Source organism: Pseudomonas helmanticensis, from assembly GCF_900182985.1.
Classification (GTDB): Bacteria; Pseudomonadota; Gammaproteobacteria; order Pseudomonadales; family Pseudomonadaceae; genus Aquipseudomonas; species Aquipseudomonas helmanticensis.
Genome location: NZ_FXUY01000001.1, coordinates 261,664 through 280,076, shown reverse-complemented (window position 1 = coordinate 280,076; position 18,413 = coordinate 261,664). Strand labels below are relative to the sequence as shown.

Sequence of the window (18,413 nt, the reverse complement as noted above, 5' to 3'; positions counted from 1 at the left end):
CACCTGATCGGTCAGAGTGAGGCAAGGATAGCGGATGCCGATGACAGACCAGAATCTTGCGGTGAATCACACGACCTCTTCGCGAGCAGGCTCGCTCCCACATTTGGAATACAGGCAACCTGTGGGAGCGAGCCTGCTCGCGAAAGCGTCAGCCCAGCCAACTCAAAATCTACTCTCCCGCCGCCACACTGGCGGGCGCCTGCGTCGGCGTGACAATACTGCCCAGATCAATGTGCTTCCACTCAGGTTTAGCCCCGAGCCGAGCATTGAAGCGATAGTTGAAAGTGAACTCATCCGCCGTCGGCACGCTCAGCGGTTTGCCGTATACCGCCTCGATCCCCGCCAGGTCATAACCCATCAACTGCAACAGCGTCGGGAAGATGTTGTAGTGACTGGAGCGGTCCTTGTTCGCCGGCAGTTGCGCCGACCAGTCCAGTGTCTTCAGATCATTGCCCTGAATCACCACCAATGGCACCAGCCCTTCCTCTTCCACCGGGTCGCCACCGCAATGGGTATTGAGCCCGGGATTACCGCGTTCATGCAGATCCTGACCATGATCGGAGGTGTAGATCAGCAACGCATTATTCAGATGGGCTTGGGCAAACACCCGCGCAAAGAATTCGCCGACGTTCCATAACACGGTGTTCTTGTAGGCGTTGCGATACAGCACCCAGTCATCCGGCTGGCCATTGAAACCGGTGCGTTCGCCCGTGTCGGCGACTTCGGTGAACTGCCCGCGCGGCAAGGTCGGGCGGTAGGCCATGAACGCATCCGGGTATTTATCGTGCACCGGAAAATGCGCGCCAACCTTGTTGATCACCACCAGTTCCGGCTGGTCGTCGTTGAGCAGTTGGATCAGCTTCGCCGCAGCCGCCATGTCGCGATCGCGCACGCTGGTCTGGTCGAATTGCACGAACTCATCGATGTCCTTCTTCTCGGTATCGGTCATCAGATTCTGCAGATTGCCGCCGGTGCGTTGGGCATCGATGTACACCGTGCGCAGCCCGGCCTTTTTCGCGTACTGCCAGATCGACGGCAGCGTGCTGTTGATGCGCATGTAGTCGGCGCGAGTACCGCCGTAGCGCAGCGTGACGTTGGTGTCGGCGCTGCAATTGGCGATGGATGCCGCATAGCCGTAGTTGAAAATGGCGACGCCGGGGTGCGCCTGGTTGAGGTTGCTGTGCACACCGAACGGCGCGTTGATATCGAGGTAATTGCCGGAGATGCTTTCGTCGATGATCAGCACGATGTCATGCCCGACCGCCGTCGAAGCGCGCGCCAGCGTCACCGGCTCACGCGGGCCGACGGTGTTGTGCAGCGCTTCGTAGGCAAACAGGTTCAGATAGGCCAGCGGCGTGTACATGATCGGCAGGCCACGGGCGCCCTCGCCCGCCCGCAAAAACAGCACCGCGCTGAGCAGCAGCACGCCACACACCGGCGCCGCTACGCGCAGGGCATTGGGCACCACCAGTGCATGCCGCGGTTTGAGGCCAATGCCCAACAACAGCAACAAACCGCTGAGCGCACCGTGCAGGATCGCGTCACGGTACTGATACGCCGCTTCCTGGATGAAGCCACCGGAGTAGACCAGCGAGACGAAGCTGCTATAGCTGAGGTAATCGGCCGTGACCCGCGTATAGACATCAAAAAACACTGCTGAGACAAACATCGCCAATGCGAATAAATGCCGAATGAGTGTCTGCCGTATATACGCCGTTAGATATAACGCTAAAGTCAGCGCCAAAAACATTGCGCCAAAAAGAAGTGCAGCAAAACCGAAGCCGATAGCATTTAACCGATCAATGTAATATTCGCAATAAAGCAGCAAATAAATAACTAAAAGCAGTTCTTTCAAATATCGAAACATGGCATTCCGCTCGCGCAAAAACGGCAGAGGGTCAAGAGATTGTCGGTCAAAATCTGACACTAGCACCCGGCCATCAAAGCGCAAGAAATGGCTGACTTTTCGTAAAAGCGTCAAAAAACCGATGACTCAAATCTGACACACTCAAGTTGCTGAAAGCCTTTAATTTCGCGGGATTCGACCGTTTATCGCTTTCTTTTAAATGTGAAAAAAGCGTCAAGGACGGGACAAATCCAGCAATAGCAAGTACTTGATGGCCAATCGCCCCCAAAATTGGGGCTGTTATACAGGTGCAACATGTCATTTTGCTGACACGCTTTTCCCACCCTGCGCTATACCCCTTTTGACAGTCTCATTTCGAACTCTTTCCACCGTCTTACGAGGCACGCCAATATGGACGTGAGCGTATTTGGTACGGGCTATGTTGGCCTGATACAAGCAGCGGCACTTGCCGATGTTGGACATCGTGTTCTTTGCGTGGATATAGACCCGAATAAAATCAAGCAACTGCAACAAGCAGTTCCACCAATCAGTGAACCGGGATTATCCAGCACCCTGGAAGAAAACATTAAAGCCGGGCGTTTGTTGTTCAGCACCCAGGCCAGTGATGCCGTCGAGCACGCCGAGCTGATCTTCATCGCCGTGGGCACGCCGGCCGACGAGGATGGCTCTGCCGACCTCAGCCACGTGCTCAACGTTGCTCGCCAGATCGCCTCGCACATGGAAGCGGATCGCACGCTGATCATCAAATCCACGGTGCCGGTCGGCACGGCCGATCAGGTGCTGGCCACGGCCACCAGCGAACTGCTGCGTCGCGGCAAAACCGAGCTGACCGTGCGTGTGGTTTCCAACCCGGAATTCCTCAAGGAAGGCAGCGCCCTCGCCGATTGCATGCGCCCGGACCGGATCATCGTCGGCACCCGCGACGACGAGGCCCGCGAGCAGATGAGCGAGCTGTACGCGCCGTTCTGCCGCAACCACGAAAAACTGATGTTCATGGACAACCGCAGCGCCGAGCTGACCAAGTACGCGGCTAACGCGATGCTCGCCACGCGCATCAGCTTCATGAACGAGCTGGCCAACCTCACCGAACTGCTTGGCGCCGACATCGAAGCGGTGCGTAAAGGCATCGGTTCCGACCCGCGCATCGGCTACCACTTCATCTATCCGGGCTGCGGCTTCGGTGGCTCGTGCTTTCCCAAAGACCTGCGCGCCCTGCTGCACACCGCCGAACACAACGGCATGCCGTTGAAATTGCTGCGCAGCGTCACCGACGTCAATGACAGCCAGCGGCACATCCTGTTCAGCAAACTGAAAGCGCAATTTCCCCAAGGCCTGGCCGGCAAGTCCATTGCGGTCTGGGGCCTGGCGTTCAAACCGAACACCGACGACATGCGCGAAGCCCCCAGCCGTTATCTGATGGATGCGCTCTGGGCCGAGGGCGCCAGCGTGCAGGCCTACGACCCGGAAGCCATGTCCGAATGCCGACGCCTCTACGGCTACCGCAATGACCTGCATCTGTGCGCGACCCGCGACGACACCCTCGAAGACGCCGATGCGCTGGTGATCTGCACCGAATGGAAAAACTTCCGCGTGGTCGATTTCGAACTGCTCGCGCAAAAGCTGCGCTCGAAGGTGATCATCGACGGCCGCAACCTCTACAACCCCGAACAAGTGGCCGCCGCTGGCCTGCACTACAGCGGCATCGGCCTGCGCCACATCGCTCCCGAAGGGCTGCGGCCATGAAAATTCTGGTCACCGGTGCGGCCGGTTTCATTGGTGCCCATTGCGTGTTGCGGCTGATGCGCGATGGCCACGCGGTGGTCGGCCTGGATAATTTCAACGCCTACTACGACCCGCAACTCAAGCATGATCGCGTGCAATGGGTGCGCGAGCAGGTTGGCGATTTCCCGCTCGCCACGGTTGACCTGGCCGATGCCTCGGCCATCGAAGCGCTGTTTGTCCGCGAACGCCCGCAAGTGGTGATTCACCTCGCGGCGCAGGCCGGCGTGCGTTATTCGCTGGAAAATCCACGGGCGTATCTGGACAGCAACCTCAGCGGCTTCCTGAATATTCTGGAAAGCTGCCGGCATCACCCGGTCGAGCATCTGATCTACGCCTCGTCGAGTTCGGTGTACGGCGCCAACCAGCACACGCCTTACTCGGTAAAGGACGGCGTCAATCACCCGCTGTCGCTGTACGCGGCGACGAAAAAAGCCAATGAACTGATGGCGCACAGTTACAGCCACCTGTTCGGCATTCCCAGCACCGGGCTGCGCTTTTTCACCGTGTACGGGCCATGGGGCCGGCCGGACATGTCGCCGATCCAGTTCGCCCGGGCGATCACCGACGGCACGCCACTGAAGCTGTTCAATTACGGCGAACACCAACGCGACTTCACCTACATCGACGACATCGTCGAAAGCATCGCCCGCCTTGTCGAACATGCGCCGCACGCCCATCCGGAATGGGACCGCGAACATCCCGATGCGGGCACCAGCATGGCGCCGTGGTGCCTGTTCAACATTGGCGGCCACCACCCGGTGGAACTGAAAACCTATCTGGCGCTGATGGAGAAACACCTCGGCCAGAAAGCCCTTGTCGAGCTGTTGCCACTGCAACCGGGCGACGTGCTCAACACCTGTGCCGAGACCGACGATCTGGCCCAGGCCACCGGATTCCAGCCACGCATAGAGCTGGATGAAGGACTTGGACGCTTCATCGCATGGTTTCGCGACTACTACCCGACTGCCTATCGCCCACGCGCCGCTCGCGGCTGAACATCAGCGGAGGACTCCATGACTGGACATGAAAAAGGTGTACCGATCCAACAACTGCAGCGCGACAAGCGCATGGATCCTGAGCAGCGAATGCGCCTCGACGCAGCGATTCATCGCCAGGGTCGCGGTTGGTTCACGGGCCGCGATGGCGGTCGCCCATGGCAACTGTCACGCACCAACCGCGTGGTCGCCTGCCTCGGTGCGCTGATGATTCTGCTGCTGATTTCGCCGCTGCTGCTGGGCCTCGCGCTGGCCATCAAATACTCCAGCAAAGGCCCGGTGATGTTCGTGCAGAAACGCACCGGCTACCGCGGCCGCAAATTCGGCATGTACAAATTCCGCACCATGGTCGCCAACGCCGAAGAATTGAAAGAGTCGCTGCGTCACCTGAACAAACACGGTGCCGACGCCATCGACTTCAAGATTGACCAGGACCCACGCATCACCGGCATCGGCGGTTTTTTGCGGCGCACCAGCCTCGACGAACTGCCCAACCTGATCAATGTAGTGACCGGCGACATGCGCCTGGTCGGCCCGCGTCCGACCTCGTTCAACGCCTACCGCTACAAGGACAGCCACCTCGCCCGTTTGGCGATTTACCCCGGCATGACCGGCCTCTGGCAGATCTCCGGGCGCAGCAACATCGACTTCGACCAGCGCGTTGAGTTGGACCTCAGCTACATCGCCGAGCAGAGCCTTTTGCTTGATCTGAAGATCCTGTTGAAAACCCCTTTCAAAGTATTCAGCGGCCACGGAGCAAGCTAATGGACGGTTCAACGAATAAAAGCCTGAGCATTGCCAATCCCAGCGAATCGAACCTGACCTCGACCGTGCTGGATCTCGATCTGCGGATCCTGTTCCTGACCGCCGCCAACCCCGGCGCGGGTACCACCACCAGTGCGCTGGCGCTGGCCAGCCAACTGGCGCAAATGAGCAGCGGCCAAGTGCTGTTGGTCGATGCCAGCCAGTCGGCGAGCAACCTCACCCAGCAACTGAACCTGAGCAAGGAGCGCGGCCTGCGCGATTTGCTGTTCAACCCGGACAACCCGCCGCTGTTGCAGGACTGCGTGGTGCAGGTGTCGAGCCTGCCCTTCCACGTGCTGCCCAATGGTCGGCCGATCCGCACCATGGAACACCTGACCGCCGAGCGCCTGAGCCCGTTGCTCGACCAGTTGGGCAGCCAGTACCGCTTCGTGGTGATTGACGGCGACGCGGTGTATTCCGCCGCTGACACGCTGGTCATCAGCACCCAGGTCGATGGCGTGGTGTTTGTCGTGCGCGCCGAGGACACCCGCTGGGAAGTCGCCCAGGCCGCCGTGCAACGCCTGACTCAGGCCGGGGCAAAAGTGGTCGGCAGCGTGTTCAACCGGCGCAAGTACTACATGCCCAAATGGCTTTACAAAAACCTCTAAGCGAACGCGAAGGATGACGCCATGAACGCCAAGATTCTTGTGCTGCTGATGCTGCCGCTTGCAGGTTGCTCCAGCAATTCCGAAACCCAGAACATGCCGGTGAATATCCTCACCGCCACCCCGGCCAACGCCCAGGCCACCGATATGCCGAAGATCGAGCAGACCCTGCGCCCGCAGGATGTGCTGGATGTGATCTTCCATATCAGCACCAGCGGCTCGGACGCTTATCGCGTGCAGTCGGGTGACCAGATCGGCCTCAACTTTACCGCTGCCAGCCAGCTCAACGGCAATCAACTGGTGCTGCCCGACGGCACCATCGAACTGCCGGGCGCCAACACTTCGGTGAAAATTGCCGGGCTGACCAGTGATCAGGCGCGCGAGGAAATCCAGCGCGCCTATCAGCGCAAACAACTGTTCCAGCCCAACCGCAATCAGCTGACCGTGCAGATTATCAGCCCGCTGACCAATGAGCAGAACCTGAAAAGCGCGCTGAACCACCCGGCCACCGGCATGAGCCGCGAGATCACCGTCGGCACTGACGGCTATGCGAGTTTCCCGGAAATCGGCGCCGTGCCGCTGCAAGGCATGACTGTCAATCAACTGGAAACCTTCCTCAACAAGAAGTACGCGCAACTGCCCGGTCGGATGACCGTGGACGTGCTGCTGAAATCCACCGCTGGCAACGAAATCTATGTGCTCGGCGAAGTCGGCCAACCGGGTTCCTACCCGATCCGCCGGCCGGTCTCGGTGCTTGAAGCACTGACGCTGGCGCGTGGCACCAATGCCAAGGCGCGGCTCGATTCGGTGGTGATCATGCGCCGCAACGGCAATCAGGTGCAGGCGGTGCGTTATGACGTCGAGAAGGCTCTGTCGGGCGAGGCGCCGCAAATCGCCTACCTGCAACCGGACGACATGCTCTACGTGCCGAAAACCAAACTGGCCAGCGCCGGCGAACTCGCCCGGCAATTGGCAGACGTTGTGTTGTTCCAGGGTGTTGGCCTGAGTTTCGGCTATCGCCTGGACAACAAAGACGACAACAGCAACTGACTCTCAGGTGACCGACATGAATCCAAAGGAAAACTACCTGCATGAGTTCTTCAGGATCTTCTTTGCCAACAAGCAACTGGTGAAGCGTGTCTTCCTGATCTTTGCAGTGATCGCCCTGCTCCTGCCGCTGGTGCTCAAACAGAGCTTCGATATCACCGCGCAGGTCATCGTGCAGTCGAAAAAACTCTCCCAGGGTGACGCCACCACGTCGCTCACGGTGGACAACGCCACGTTCATTCCGCCGTCGCTGGCGGACATGGAAACGGAAAGCAACATCCTCCGTTCCCCAGCGTTGATCCGCCAGACCATCAGTGAACTGCGCGCTAAGGGTGAATACACACCTTCGCCGGGTATCTTCAGCAAACTGGTGGCCGAACCGTTCAAGCGCTACATCAGTTCGCCGCTACGCCAGTATGTGATCAATCCAGTGCGCAGCGTGCTTGGGCTGGAGACCGATCCTGTGCGTGACACGGCGCTCGACGCCCTCACCCAACAAGCCATCGACAGCCTGAAAATCGAGACCCTGCCCGGCTCCAACGTGATCTCGATCGTCTACAGCTTCCCCGATCCGCATCAGGGCACGACGTTTGTCAGTGCGCTGCTGCAGAACTATCTGGTCAGCCGTCAGGCGCTGCAATCGATCGACTTGCCGCAGTCCTTCTACGAGACCAAAAAGCATCTGTATCAAGTGCGCATCGATGGTCTGGAAGGTAATCGTCAGGCCTTGCTGGAAAGTGTCGGCGCGTCGGATCCGAAGGAAGAAATCACCTTCCGCCTCAACGCGATCAATACCGAAGAACAAGCGCTGAACCTCTACCGCGATCGCCTGCTGCAAAGCCAGCGCTGGCTCGAATACCTGAAAACCGCGCTGGCCGCTGCGAGCACTAACAAGCTCAACGACTACACCTTTCCCTACACCTTCACCACCACCGTCGACAACGTCGCGTTCGAGGATCGTGAGATCAAGCAAATGGGCGAACAACTGACCACCCAGGTCAGCCGCTACATGAATGATCTGGCGGTGTTCCAGCCAAGCAGTGAGCCGATGCTGCTGACCCGTGAACAGATTGCCCGCACCCGTGGCCAGTTCCTCAAAGTGGTGAGCAACCGCATTCAGGAACGCACCAACGATCTGGCCGTGGTGCAACAGGTGATCGATCAGAAAACCGCGCGCATCACTGAGTTCAAGAACCGCATCCACGAGTTGCAGCAGACCCAGAGCAAACTGCGGCAGATGGACACCGAGATCGATGCGATGCACGCCGCGTTCTCGACCTACGCCCAGCGCTTCGCGGAAAGCAGCACCACCCGCTCGCTCAGCGACGATCTGTCCAACGCGCGGGTGCTCAGCCCACCGTTCGAACCGACCGAAGCGGCGTTCCCGAAACCGGGCCTGATCATTCCGTTCGGCTTGTTCACCGGGTTGTTGCTGGCGATTGCCCTGGTCTACGTGCGTGAGTTCTTCGATCACCGTTTCAAACACCCGGCGCAAATCAGCCACGAGCTGGGCGTACCGGTGCTGTTGGTGATCAACGATCAGAACGTGCTGCCAAGCAATCCGCACAAGAACTGGACAGTGCCGAGCTTCCTGCACTGGGTGCGCAATTGAACACCGCGCCAACCCCTGTTGCCGCGCTGCCGATCATTCATTTGCTCAGCAGCGGCGGTTTCTATGGGGCCGAGCGGATGTTGCTGGATCATTGCCTGGCGACGCCGGGGCAGCATCAGGTGCTGTTCCTCGACGCGCCGCGAGAATTGATCCAGCGCTTTCGCGAGGCCGGGGTGGACTGTCGCGGCTGTGCCGGGCTTGGGGAGTTGCTGCGGCACTTGCGTCAGCGTCGCGGTGAAAAGCCGCTGATCAATACGCACAACTTCAAAGGTCTGCTGTTCGGCTGGGTGGGCGCGACGCTGTGGCGCCTGCCGCTGGTGATTACTCAGCACGGTTTTACCCCGCGCAGTCGCAAGCAGAAGTTCTACACCTGGCTGAGCCTGCAACTGTGTCGCACGGCGTCGGTGGATCGGGTGGTCTGCGTGGCGGAAAGCATCGCCACGCTGCACCGTCAGGCCAGCGTCCGGGCGGACAAGTTACAGGTGATCCCCAACGGCTTGCCGGCGGCTGCGGCGCTGGTGCCGGATGCCGATCGGCAACGCTGGCTGGCCGGCTATGTCGGCCGCTTGAGCAGCGAGAAAGGCCCGGATCTGTTTCTCGATGCGTTGATCGCGCTGTGTCATCAACACCCGCAACTGGACGCGGTGATGCTCGGCGATGGCCCGGAGCGTGAGGCGTTGCAGGCGCGAATCGACAACGCCGGTCTGCACGAAAGGATTCGTTTGCCCGGTTACCAGATCGCCATGCAACCGTGGTGGCAGCAACTCGATGCGCTGGTGATCAGCTCGCGCACCGAAGGTACACCGATGATTTTGCTCGAAGCCATGCAGGCCGGAGTGCCGGTGGTGGCGTTCGCTGTCGGCGGGATTCCCGACGTGCTGCAAGACCGCCACAACGGTCTGCTCGCCGCACCGACCGACACCGCCGCCCTCGCCCGGCAGCTCGACACGCTGCTGACCGAGCCGAAGCTGGCCGCACAGCTGCGCGACAACGCAAAACGCACGCAACAGGATCGCTACGACCTCAAGGCCTTGGCCGAACGCTGGTCGCAGCTGTACATCCGCACGGCACGGGAGGCACGCGCATGATTTTCCCGCTCTCGATCGTCAGTTTGCTCGGTCTGGTCTGCATCGCCCTGCTGGCCAGCCCTTATCCGTATCTGGCGCCGGGAGTGGTGCTCGGCCTGGTGGGTTTTGCTGTGCTGTATCGCAAACCGACCTGGGGCCTGCTGGGCATTGCCGCACTGGTGCCGTTCGAAGGCTTCTTCAAGGACAGTTCGTTTTCCGGGAGCAAATTGCTCGGTGCAGGGTTGGCGGTGATCCTGATGCTGCAACTGGCGCTGCACCAGATTCCGTCGGAGCGTCTGCGCAGCAATATCTGGCGCTACCTCATCTGGTTCATGGTTCTGTACTTTCTCAGCCTGCTCAATACCGATGACATGGGCATGTCGCTCGGGCATCTGCGTGAGCTCAGCGTCGGCCTGATTCTGTTTGTCATCACCCTGCTGATCGGCCGCGAGCTCAACCTCGACCTGTTCGCCCGCCTCGTCACCCTCGCCGTCAGTACCACCTGTGCGATGGCGATGTTCTCGACCAAATTCCAGGATCAGGGCCGCGCCGCCGGCCTGCTCGAAGACCCCAACGCCTTCGCCCTGCTGATCGCTTTTGCCGTGCCGATGGGCCTGCTGCTGGTGATTCGCAGCCCGAACCTGCTGCACCGCTTGTTCTGGGGCGGTTGCTGCCTGCTGTTGCTCGGCGGCATGACCAAGACCGAATCGCGCTCGGGTCTGGTGGTGTTGGCCTTGAGCCTGTTGATCGGCTGCTGGCATTACCGCACGCAACTGACGCGGATTCGCCCACGGCATTTGGGCTTTGCCATGCTCGGCGCGGCCATCGTGATTCCGCTGGCGATTTACGCGATGCCCGCCGGTTACCTCGCGCGTATCCAGTCGCTGAGTGTGTTGAGCGCTGGCGCCAAGGGTCACGATGACGAATCCCTCGGCCGCCGTGCGTCGTACATCGTCGTCGGCAGTCAGATGATCCGCGAGAACCCTCTGCTCGGCTCTGGCCCCGGCACCTTCCCGCTGCATTACGCGACCACTGGCTACGCCAAGGCGTTTTCCGCCAACCGCAAGATCGGCGACTTGTACCGCCGCGCGCACAACACTTATCTGGAAATTTTCAGTGAGCTGGGCGTTCCTGCCGGGCTGTTGTTCGTCGGCATGCTCGGCCTCGGTTTGTACAACCTGATTCGCGCACGGGCGGCGTGGATGTTGCGCCGCGATTCGTATCAGGCGGATCTGATGACCCACCTCGGTGTGAGCTTCCTGTCGTTGACGCTGTTCCTGATGTTCCTCAGCGCGCCGAACCAGAAATACGTGTGGATCATGCTCGCGCTGACCAGCGTGCTGCGCCTGAAAGCCGAGCAGGCACCGCTGACCACGGAGGCGAAGGCATGAGCCGGATCAGCATCGTCATCCCGATGTTCAACGAGGCCCGGCACATTGGCCGGACCTTGCTCGCCGCGCAAAAAGCCGCGTTCGCCGCCAATGTCGAGTGCGAGCTGATCGTCGTCGATAACGGCTCAAGCGATGACGGCCCGCACATTGCCCGCCAGTTCGGCGCGCAGGTGCTGGAACTGCCGGGGTTGTTGATCGGCGCGCTGCGCAATCGCGGCACGGCCATCGCCAGCGGTGAGTGGCTGGCGTTCATCGATGCCGACATCGAAATGCCCGAAGACTGGCTCAAGTCGCTGTTCGAACTGGAGGCCAGCGGTCAGGCCGATGTTTTCGCCCTGGATCTGCACACCCCCGCCGAAGCGCCGTGGTACGCCACCGCATGGCAGCGCCGGACCTTGCGCGTATCGTCACAGACCTCGCACGTCGTCGACTGGCTGCCCAGCGCCAACCTGCTGATGCGCCGCCGCTGGTTCGACAAGGTCGGCGGTTTCAACGAAACCCTGCGCACCGGCGAAGACAAAGAGTTCACCCTGCGCCTGCACGAACAAGGCGCGCGGCTGCTGTCGATCAACAACAGCGTCGCCCTGCACTGGGGCTACGAAATGAACTGGCGCGAGTGGATGGGCAAGGAATTGTGGCGTCAGGGCAGTCATCTGCAACTGCTGCGCACCCATGGCTTCAGCCTGCGCCTGCTGCGTTTCCCGATGCTGTCGCTGCTGGTCTGGTTGCTGGATTTTCTGGCGATTTCGGCGTTATTCAATGGCTTTCCGCATCACGCGGTGATCATGGTCGCGATCACCAGTTTGCCGGGGCTGGTGCTCAGCCTGCGCCAGAGCGCCAAACACCACGATATCGGCCTGACTCTGCAACTGTGGGGCCTGCACTGGGTGCGTCTGCATCTGGCCGGGGCTGCATTCATCTTGAGTCTGTGTCATTGGAACGCCAGGAGGCCTGCCCGTGGCTGAGTTCATTTTCTGGATGTGCCTGTTGCTGCCGGTCTACGCCTACGTCGGCTATCCACTGCTGCTGACGCTGGTGGCGCCGCTGTTCCCGGCCTGGCGCCACACCCCGGCGCCGCCGCTGAATGTCAGCATCGTGATTGCCGCGCACAACGAGGCGCGGCATATCGAGCACAAATTACGCACGTTGTTGGCGCAGGATTATCAGCCAGCAACCCTGCAAATCATTCTCGCCAGCGACGGTTCAACCGATGACACCGTGGCTTGCGCGCACAACGTCGTTGACCCGCGCATCACCGTCCTCGACCTGCCGCGCCAGGGCAAAGCGGCGACGTTGAATGCCGGCGTAGCGCTGAGCACTGGCGACATTCTGGTGTTCACCGACGCCGACAACCAATGGTCGCGCGAAACCCTCGGCTACTTGCTTGCGCCGCTGAATGATCCGCAGGTCGGCGGTTGCGCCGGGCACATGGTCATCCCGGTCACTGGCGGTGGCTTGAGCGTCGGCGACAGTCTCTATCGGCATTACGAAGGCTGGCTGCGCCGGGTCGAGAACCGCACCGGTTGCATGGTCTCCGCCGATGGCGCCCTGCTCGCCCTGCGCCGCGAGTTGTTCCAGAACGTGCCGGCCGAGGTCAACGACGATTTCTTCATCAGCACCTGCGCACCGGTGGCGCACAAACGCATCGTCTACGTGCCCGAAGCGCAAGTGATCGATCACGGCGTCGATGAAGCGGACAAGCAATTCCGTCGCCGTCAGCGCGTCACCGTCGGCGGTCTGCAAAGCATCGCCCAGCGTCGCGAGCTGCTCAATCCGTTGAAATATGGCCTGTATTCGATTGCCTTGATCAGCCACAAACTGATCCGCCGACTCGCACCGATCCTGTTGCTGCCGCTGCTGCTGAGCAACTTCTGGCTGTGGGACGACCACGGTTTCTATCGCCTCGCCCTGATCGCGCAACTGTTCGGCTACGCCATCGCGATTGCCGGGCTGCTGGATTCGCAACACCGTTTGCCGAAACCCTTCCGCCTCGCCGCGTTTCTGCTGGTCACCCTTGCCGGGATGAGTCTCGGCCTGTGGCAGTTCCTGCGCGGCCAGCGGTATGCCCAGTGGAATCCTGAACAGAACCGTTAAGAGGACCGAAGCCATGGCGATCAAACAACTGATAAAACGCACCAGTGGCTGGCTCTATCTCAACTCATCCGTGGGCCGCAACCAGTTGCACGGCGCCGGGGTGATTCTGATGCTGCACCGGGTGCTGGCCAACGACCGCGCCGCCGACCTGCCGCATCGCAACGAATTGTGCGTCGGGCCGAAAGCCTTCGAGCATTTGCTGGTGTGGCTGCGCAAACATTTCGATTGCGTGCCGCTGATGGAAATCCTCCAGCCCAACTCGCTGCGTACCGAGCGCCCACGGGTGGCGCTGACCTTCGACGACGGTTGGCGCGACAATGCGGTCAATGCCTTCCCGTTACTGCAAAAACATCAGGTGCCGGCGAGCATTTTTCTCTCCACCGATTTCATTGGCAGCCGTCAGCGTTTCTGGTGGGAAAGCCTCGGCGAAACCCTCTGGGGCAGCCACGGCGACAAGGCGCGGATGCATTTGATCGAATGCCTGCACAGCCTGCATCACCCGTTGCCGGTATTGCTTGATGACATCGACGTCGACCGGCGCAGCCTGGCGCTGCTGCATTACCTGCAAGGGTTGAAGTCGATTGACCCGCAGGAACTGGAACGGCTGACCGATGAATGCCCACAGGAGTCGCAACCGCAAGCGCTGGATTGGCATCAAGTGCGCGCGCTGGAGGCTTCGGGTCTGGTGCGCTTCGGCCCGCACGGTGCCAGCCACGCGATCCTCACCGGCCTCGACGATGTGCGTTTGGACGAAGAAATCACTCGCAGCCGCGATGCCCTGTACAACGGCTGCAACCGGCCATTGCCGGTGTATTGCTACCCCAATGGCGACAACGACGAACGCGTACGCCAACAGATCGCCAGCCATGACTATGCGTTTGCGTTGGGCACCGGCACCGGCATTTATCGCGGCGAAGGCGATCCGCTGAACCTGCCGCGTTTCGGTGTCAGCCAGCGCACCGCGCGCAATCCCGAACTGCTGTCGTGGCGGATATTTCGCGGGGCGCGGCCATGAGCCGAGGCAACTACCTCAGGCATCTGGCGCTGAGCATGGGCACCAAACTGGCGATGATCGCCCTGCGCTTGCTGCGCAATGTGCTGCTGGCGCGGATTCTCGGGCCGAGTGAGCGCGGGCTGTTTGCGTTGCTCAGCACCTTGCCGGATCTGATCAGCGCGGCCACCAGTGGCGGCTTGAATTCGGCGGTCGGCTATCAAGCGGCCAAGCAACGTCCGATGGGTTTGCTGCTCAGTCAGGTGTTGGTGTTCGGTTGTTTGCTGGCGGCGTTGCTGACCTTGCTGGTAGTGGCGTTGGTGCGCGAATTCGGCACTGAACTGGATATAACGATGCAGCTTGGCTTGCTCGCCTGGCTGTTGCTGCTGGCGGTGCCGCTGACCGTATTGAAAAGTGGTTTGCTGACACTGCACAACGCCTCCGGCGGCGTGGTGGCGTTCAATGCCTTGCGTCTGGTCGAGTCGCTGGCGCCGCTGCTGCTGTTTCTTGCGCTGTTCTGGATGTGGAAAAGCGCTGCCCTCGAAGCGGCGCTGATCAGTTGGCTGGCCGGCATCAGTCTGGTGGTGCTGGTCGGTTGGGTCTGGCTCAAACGTGCGCAGCCGTTGCAGTTGCAATGGGACCGCGCCAGCCAGAAAGAACTGCTGCGCTACAGCGCGCGCAGTCATCCGGATCTGCTCTTCCAGCAAGTGATCCTGCGTTCGGATTACCTGTTTATCGGCGCCCTGCTCGGCAGTACCGCGCTCGGTCATTATGCGATGGCCAGCGCTGCCGCCGAATTGCTGCTGATCGTCCCGGAAGCGGTGACCACACCACTGATGAAACGCCTGCTGCAACAGGACGAAGGCATGGACAAGGTCACGCCGCTGGCTCTGCGCTTGACTGCGACGGTGATGCTCGGCGCCTGCCTGACCATGGCAGTGATTGGCGAATGGCTGATCGTCACGCTGTTCGGTGCGGCTTATCAACCGGCGTATCCGGCGCTGCTCGCCTTGCTACCGGGGCTGTTGGGTCTGTGCTACGCGAGCATCCTGCGTCTCGATTTGCTCGGCAAGAATCGTCCCGGCACGGTGTCGTTGCTGATGGGCCTGGGCGCGCTGCTGAATCTGGCGCTGAACCTGGTGATGATTCCGGCTTACGGGATTGTCGGTGCGGCGGCGGCTTCGTCGATTGCCTATCTGGCGGTGACCGTGGCGATGCTGGTGCTTTATTGCCGTTTGAGCGGCGTGCCGTTCTGGCAAACGCTGATCATTCTGCCGCGCGACGTCATGCCGATGTGGCTGATGCTGCAACGGAAAACCGCATGAAAGGCCTGGCCCTGCTGCTCGGTCTCGGCCTGTCGCTGGACGCCTTTGCGGCGTCGATGCGCTGGGGCGAGATCCGCGACGGCAGTCTGTATCTGCAAGCCGATCGGCCGGACACGGTGACCGTACGCTGGACGCCGGCGTGGCAGGCCGAGGCCAATGAAGAGCATCTGTATCTGCTCGATGGTCAGGGCAAACTGGCGGGTGATCGCTTTATAAAGGCCAGCGAAGTGCGTGGCAGTCAGAGCTGGCCGTTGCTGCCCGGCGCGGCCAGTTATCGGCTGGAGATTCCTGGCTACAGCTTCCGCAATTACCGCGTCGAACACGACGAGCGCACGGTGGCGTTGTTCGCCCCGGCAAAAGTGCATTTCAGCGCCGACACGCACAATGGCGACGAGTTGTATTTCAAGGTCGCGCCGGGTGAATACGCGGTGCTGGCGGGCAAGTTTCATGGCGGCGTCAGTGGTTTGCAGGCGCAGCGGGTCGGCGATGATCAGCAACTGACGCTGGCGCTGAAACCCTATCGCGCCTATTGGCAGTTCGATCAACTTGCCCTGCCGGTCAGCGAACGCGAACAGATCTGGCGCCTGCGCCTGCAAGGCAGCGGCAAAGCGGCTTTTTGGCTCGATGGCACGGCCAATCTGTTTGCGCAGAATCCGCAGCAACTGAAAGCGCTGCGTGAAGACGCCGGGCAGACCCGCTTGACCCTGCACGATAAAGTTCTCGGGCGCACGCCGGATCTCGGCATCGCCCTGCCCTACGTGATGCCGCCGCCAGCCAGTCATGCTGCGCTGGATACGCTGAAACCGACGGCGGCGAGTTACTACAGTTTTGTCGATGTGATGGCGAAGAATGCACATTTCGAAGATGCGTTTCGTCGGGTGTATCAGGATCGTTTCGGCATCAAGCAGGACATTACCCTGCTGGCCGGCAGTCAGCGTCAGGCCGATTTGCGTGCCGATGTGCAAAGCAACAGCGGCCTCGATGCGTGGCTGGCCGGCACTCGTGCGCTCGGTGGCAAAGGTACGCACTACATCGGCTTTGCCGATGAGCCGAACCTCAACTATTCCAGCTACGCGCAATATCAGGCGATTTTCACCAGCATGGCCCGCCAGGTGCGCAGCGATCTGGCGAATGCCAAGGCTGGCGTACGCATCGCCATGCCGGCCAGTTCGCGCTTGGTCAACGGGCCGTTCGCCGATAACGCGGCTAGCAAGCGCGGCATTGATTGGGCGCGGCGGTTGCTCAGCGAATCGGGCGATCAGGTCGATGCGCTGGCGTGGCACGAATGGATGATTCGCGACCTGCTCGCCACCCGCGTCTACCGCGACAGCGTGCATCGCGCCGCCGAACTGGTCGGCCTCGACGCCAAGGGTCAGCCGCGCAAAGCCTTGCTGCTCGACCAGACCAATATGTCCAGCGGCTCCAGCCTCAGCCCCTACGATCAGGAAACCCACTACGCTTCGCTGTGGTGGGCATCGGTGGTGATCAACGCTTCGCAGGATGGCTTGCTGAGCATGCTCAACTGGTTCCAGGCCGCCGATGAGCCACAGTATCCCAAGGGGATGTTGCGGGTTGTGGGCGACGACCATTTCGAGTTGAAACCGGTCGGTCTGGCCCAGCAATTCATCGCACAGCACTGGCTGCATCAGGTGCTGTGGCTGGAAAACGATGCGTTCGAAGTCGATGTTCTGGCGATGGCCGGCGACGATCAACGCGGCTTGCTCGGGGTGAACAAAGGCACGCGTCTGCAACGTGTCGATTTGAGCGGCGCCAAATGCCCGCTGAACAACGGCGCCCTGCGCTACTTCGGCGCCGACAACCGCAGTCGCGACGCGCCGTTTACCTGCCGCGATGGACGCGTGAGCTTTGAGTTGCCGGGACAAACCCTGTTTGCACTCAGCTGGATCGCGTCATGAAGCCAATTGCGAACATTCATGAGAAAGGCCAGGCGAACTTTAACCCCGATGTGATTGAGCTTTTGTGGCGAGGGGATTTATCCCCGTTCGGCTGCGCAGCAGTCGTCGCTTCTTATCCTGTTAAAGCGGGGCCGCTTCGCAGCCCAACGGGGATAAATCCCCTCGCCACAGGAGTTCTCTCAACAATTGGGGTCGCTGCGCCGAAAGGTTCAGGAGCACACACCATGGGCATCGTCAGCAAACTCAACGAACACATCAAGCAAAAAGGCCTGCGCGCGACCCTCGCGAAAGCGTGGAAGCACTACATCTTTTCCCATCAGGAATTGCTGTGGATGGAGCGCGATCTGGTCAGCCCGGTGCCACCGCACAGCCTCAAACCCTACCCGCCGCTGCGGGTGGTGAAAATCACACCGGACAACGCCAGTGCCTTCGCGCGCTACTTCGGCGACCGCGTCGGCACCATGGCCGAACTGGCCAACGAGGGCCACACCGGGCACATGCACCTGGACGATCAGGGCGATGCCGTGGCGTTCATCTGGGGCAGCTCGCGGGACTATTTCGACCGGCATTACTACGGCTGCATGTTCCCGGTGAAACCCGGCGAGTTCTTCGAGTTTGGCGGTGAACTGACACGCGCCTATTGGGGCACCGAGCTGTCGGTGGATCTGCAACTGGAGCTGTGGAAAGCCATGGCCGCGCAAGGCTGCGACAAGGTCGTCGACGTCTGCGAATTTCACAACATTCCGGCGCTCAAGCTGCATTTGCGCATGGGCTATACCGAGCAGAACCGCATCATGAATGTGTACACCCTGTTCGGCCGCTGGCGCTTCTACCGTGAAAGCCGCTACAGCGGCTCACGCCTCGATGCGCTGCGCAAACCGTCCCGTCCACCCGTAACAGCCACGGCGGCCTGAGCC

The 18,413-nt window shown here is 60.8% G+C and carries 15 protein-coding genes; 14 read left to right on the top strand and 1 reads right to left on the bottom strand.

All coding sequences use genetic code 11. From position 1 onward, the window contains the following. Positions 1–169: 169 nt before the first annotated feature. On the bottom strand, positions 170–1,867 hold the full coding sequence (locus tag QOL84_RS01435; RefSeq protein WP_283435885.1) for a sulfatase-like hydrolase/transferase: 1,698 nt from the start codon (positions 1,865–1,867) through the stop codon (positions 170–172). Positions 1,868–2,257: 390 nt separating this feature from the next. Between QOL84_RS01435 and QOL84_RS01430 the strand changes: the two genes are divergently transcribed. The 14 genes from QOL84_RS01430 (at position 2,258) to QOL84_RS01365 (ending at position 18,410) form a co-directional block, all read left to right on the top strand. Then, positions 2,258–3,610 carry a UDP-glucose dehydrogenase family protein gene (locus QOL84_RS01430; RefSeq protein ID WP_283435884.1) on the top strand — a complete coding sequence of 451 codons (1,353 nt, stop codon included), beginning with the start codon at positions 2,258–2,260 and terminating at the stop codon, positions 3,608–3,610. Beyond that, positions 3,607–4,644 carry an NAD-dependent epimerase gene (locus tag QOL84_RS01425; protein WP_283435883.1) on the top strand — a complete coding sequence of 346 codons (1,038 nt, stop codon included), beginning with the start codon at positions 3,607–3,609 and terminating at the stop codon, positions 4,642–4,644. The genes QOL84_RS01430 and QOL84_RS01425 overlap by 4 nt, the downstream gene beginning before the upstream one ends. An 18-nt stretch (positions 4,645–4,662) precedes the next feature. Continuing rightward, entirely contained in the window at positions 4,663–5,409 is a 747-nt protein-coding gene (locus tag QOL84_RS01420) for a sugar transferase (protein ID WP_053119140.1), read from the top strand. Next, entirely contained in the window at positions 5,409–6,056 is a 648-nt protein-coding gene (locus QOL84_RS01415; protein ID WP_008084477.1) for a CpsD/CapB family tyrosine-protein kinase, read from the top strand. Before QOL84_RS01420 ends, QOL84_RS01415 begins: the two co-directional genes overlap by 1 nt. Positions 6,057–6,077: 21 nt before the next feature. Beyond that, positions 6,078–7,103, top strand: a complete 1,026-nt coding sequence (locus tag QOL84_RS01410) for a polysaccharide biosynthesis/export family protein (protein ID WP_129394650.1) — start codon at positions 6,078–6,080, stop codon at positions 7,101–7,103. A 16-nt stretch (positions 7,104–7,119) separates the two neighbouring features. Beyond that, a complete protein-coding gene (locus tag QOL84_RS01405; RefSeq protein ID WP_283435882.1) occupies positions 7,120–8,712 on the top strand; it encodes a GumC family protein in 1,593 nt (530 codons plus the stop codon). Continuing rightward, positions 8,709–9,800 carry a glycosyltransferase family 4 protein gene (locus QOL84_RS01400; RefSeq protein ID WP_283435881.1) on the top strand — a complete coding sequence of 364 codons (1,092 nt, stop codon included), beginning with the start codon at positions 8,709–8,711 and terminating at the stop codon, positions 9,798–9,800. Before QOL84_RS01405 ends, QOL84_RS01400 begins: the two co-directional genes overlap by 4 nt. Beyond that, positions 9,797–11,170 (top strand): O-antigen ligase family protein, encoded by a 1,374-nt coding sequence (locus tag QOL84_RS01395; protein WP_283435880.1) that lies wholly within the window; start codon positions 9,797–9,799, stop codon positions 11,168–11,170. The genes QOL84_RS01400 and QOL84_RS01395 overlap by 4 nt, the downstream gene beginning before the upstream one ends. After that, positions 11,167–12,135: a glycosyltransferase gene (locus QOL84_RS01390; RefSeq protein ID WP_283435879.1), complete on the top strand. Its 969-nt coding sequence runs from the start codon at positions 11,167–11,169 to the stop codon at positions 12,133–12,135. The genes QOL84_RS01395 and QOL84_RS01390 overlap by 4 nt, the downstream gene beginning before the upstream one ends. Further along, a complete protein-coding gene (locus tag QOL84_RS01385; protein WP_283435878.1) occupies positions 12,128–13,264 on the top strand; it encodes a glycosyltransferase in 1,137 nt (378 codons plus the stop codon). Before QOL84_RS01390 ends, QOL84_RS01385 begins: the two co-directional genes overlap by 8 nt. A 13-nt stretch (positions 13,265–13,277) precedes the next feature. Continuing rightward, on the top strand, positions 13,278–14,279 hold the full coding sequence (locus tag QOL84_RS01380) for a polysaccharide deacetylase family protein (protein WP_283435877.1): 1,002 nt from the start codon (positions 13,278–13,280) through the stop codon (positions 14,277–14,279). Then, positions 14,276–15,580: a lipopolysaccharide biosynthesis protein gene (locus tag QOL84_RS01375; RefSeq protein ID WP_283435876.1), complete on the top strand. Its 1,305-nt coding sequence runs from the start codon at positions 14,276–14,278 to the stop codon at positions 15,578–15,580. The genes QOL84_RS01380 and QOL84_RS01375 overlap by 4 nt, the downstream gene beginning before the upstream one ends. Then, positions 15,577–17,496, top strand: coding sequence for a hypothetical protein (locus QOL84_RS01370; protein WP_283435875.1), 1,920 nt, complete (start codon positions 15,577–15,579; stop codon positions 17,494–17,496). Before QOL84_RS01375 ends, QOL84_RS01370 begins: the two co-directional genes overlap by 4 nt. 224 nt (positions 17,497–17,720) lie before the next feature. Beyond that, positions 17,721–18,410: a GNAT family N-acetyltransferase gene (locus QOL84_RS01365; protein ID WP_129394659.1), complete on the top strand. Its 690-nt coding sequence runs from the start codon at positions 17,721–17,723 to the stop codon at positions 18,408–18,410. Positions 18,411–18,413 lie beyond the last annotated feature (3 nt).

Coding starts and splice junctions, on each gene's coding strand:
- QOL84_RS01370 (WP_283435875.1), top strand. CDS start 15,577: ATGAAAGGCCTGGCCCTGCTGCTCGGTCTCGGCCTGTCGCTGGACGCC.
- QOL84_RS01415 (WP_008084477.1), top strand. CDS start 5,409: ATGGACGGTTCAACGAATAAAAGCCTGAGCATTGCCAATCCCAGCGAA.
- QOL84_RS01375 (WP_283435876.1), top strand. CDS start 14,276: ATGAGCCGAGGCAACTACCTCAGGCATCTGGCGCTGAGCATGGGCACC.
- QOL84_RS01395 (WP_283435880.1), top strand. CDS start 9,797: ATGATTTTCCCGCTCTCGATCGTCAGTTTGCTCGGTCTGGTCTGCATC.
- QOL84_RS01430 (WP_283435884.1), top strand. CDS start 2,258: ATGGACGTGAGCGTATTTGGTACGGGCTATGTTGGCCTGATACAAGCA.
- QOL84_RS01390 (WP_283435879.1), top strand. CDS start 11,167: ATGAGCCGGATCAGCATCGTCATCCCGATGTTCAACGAGGCCCGGCAC.
- QOL84_RS01410 (WP_129394650.1), top strand. CDS start 6,078: ATGAACGCCAAGATTCTTGTGCTGCTGATGCTGCCGCTTGCAGGTTGC.
- QOL84_RS01405 (WP_283435882.1), top strand. CDS start 7,120: ATGAATCCAAAGGAAAACTACCTGCATGAGTTCTTCAGGATCTTCTTT.
- QOL84_RS01365 (WP_129394659.1), top strand. CDS start 17,721: ATGGGCATCGTCAGCAAACTCAACGAACACATCAAGCAAAAAGGCCTG.
- QOL84_RS01435 (WP_283435885.1), bottom strand. CDS start 1,867: ATGTTTCGATATTTGAAAGAACTGCTTTTAGTTATTTATTTGCTGCTT.
- QOL84_RS01380 (WP_283435877.1), top strand. CDS start 13,278: ATGGCGATCAAACAACTGATAAAACGCACCAGTGGCTGGCTCTATCTC.
- QOL84_RS01420 (WP_053119140.1), top strand. CDS start 4,663: ATGACTGGACATGAAAAAGGTGTACCGATCCAACAACTGCAGCGCGAC.
- QOL84_RS01425 (WP_283435883.1), top strand. CDS start 3,607: ATGAAAATTCTGGTCACCGGTGCGGCCGGTTTCATTGGTGCCCATTGC.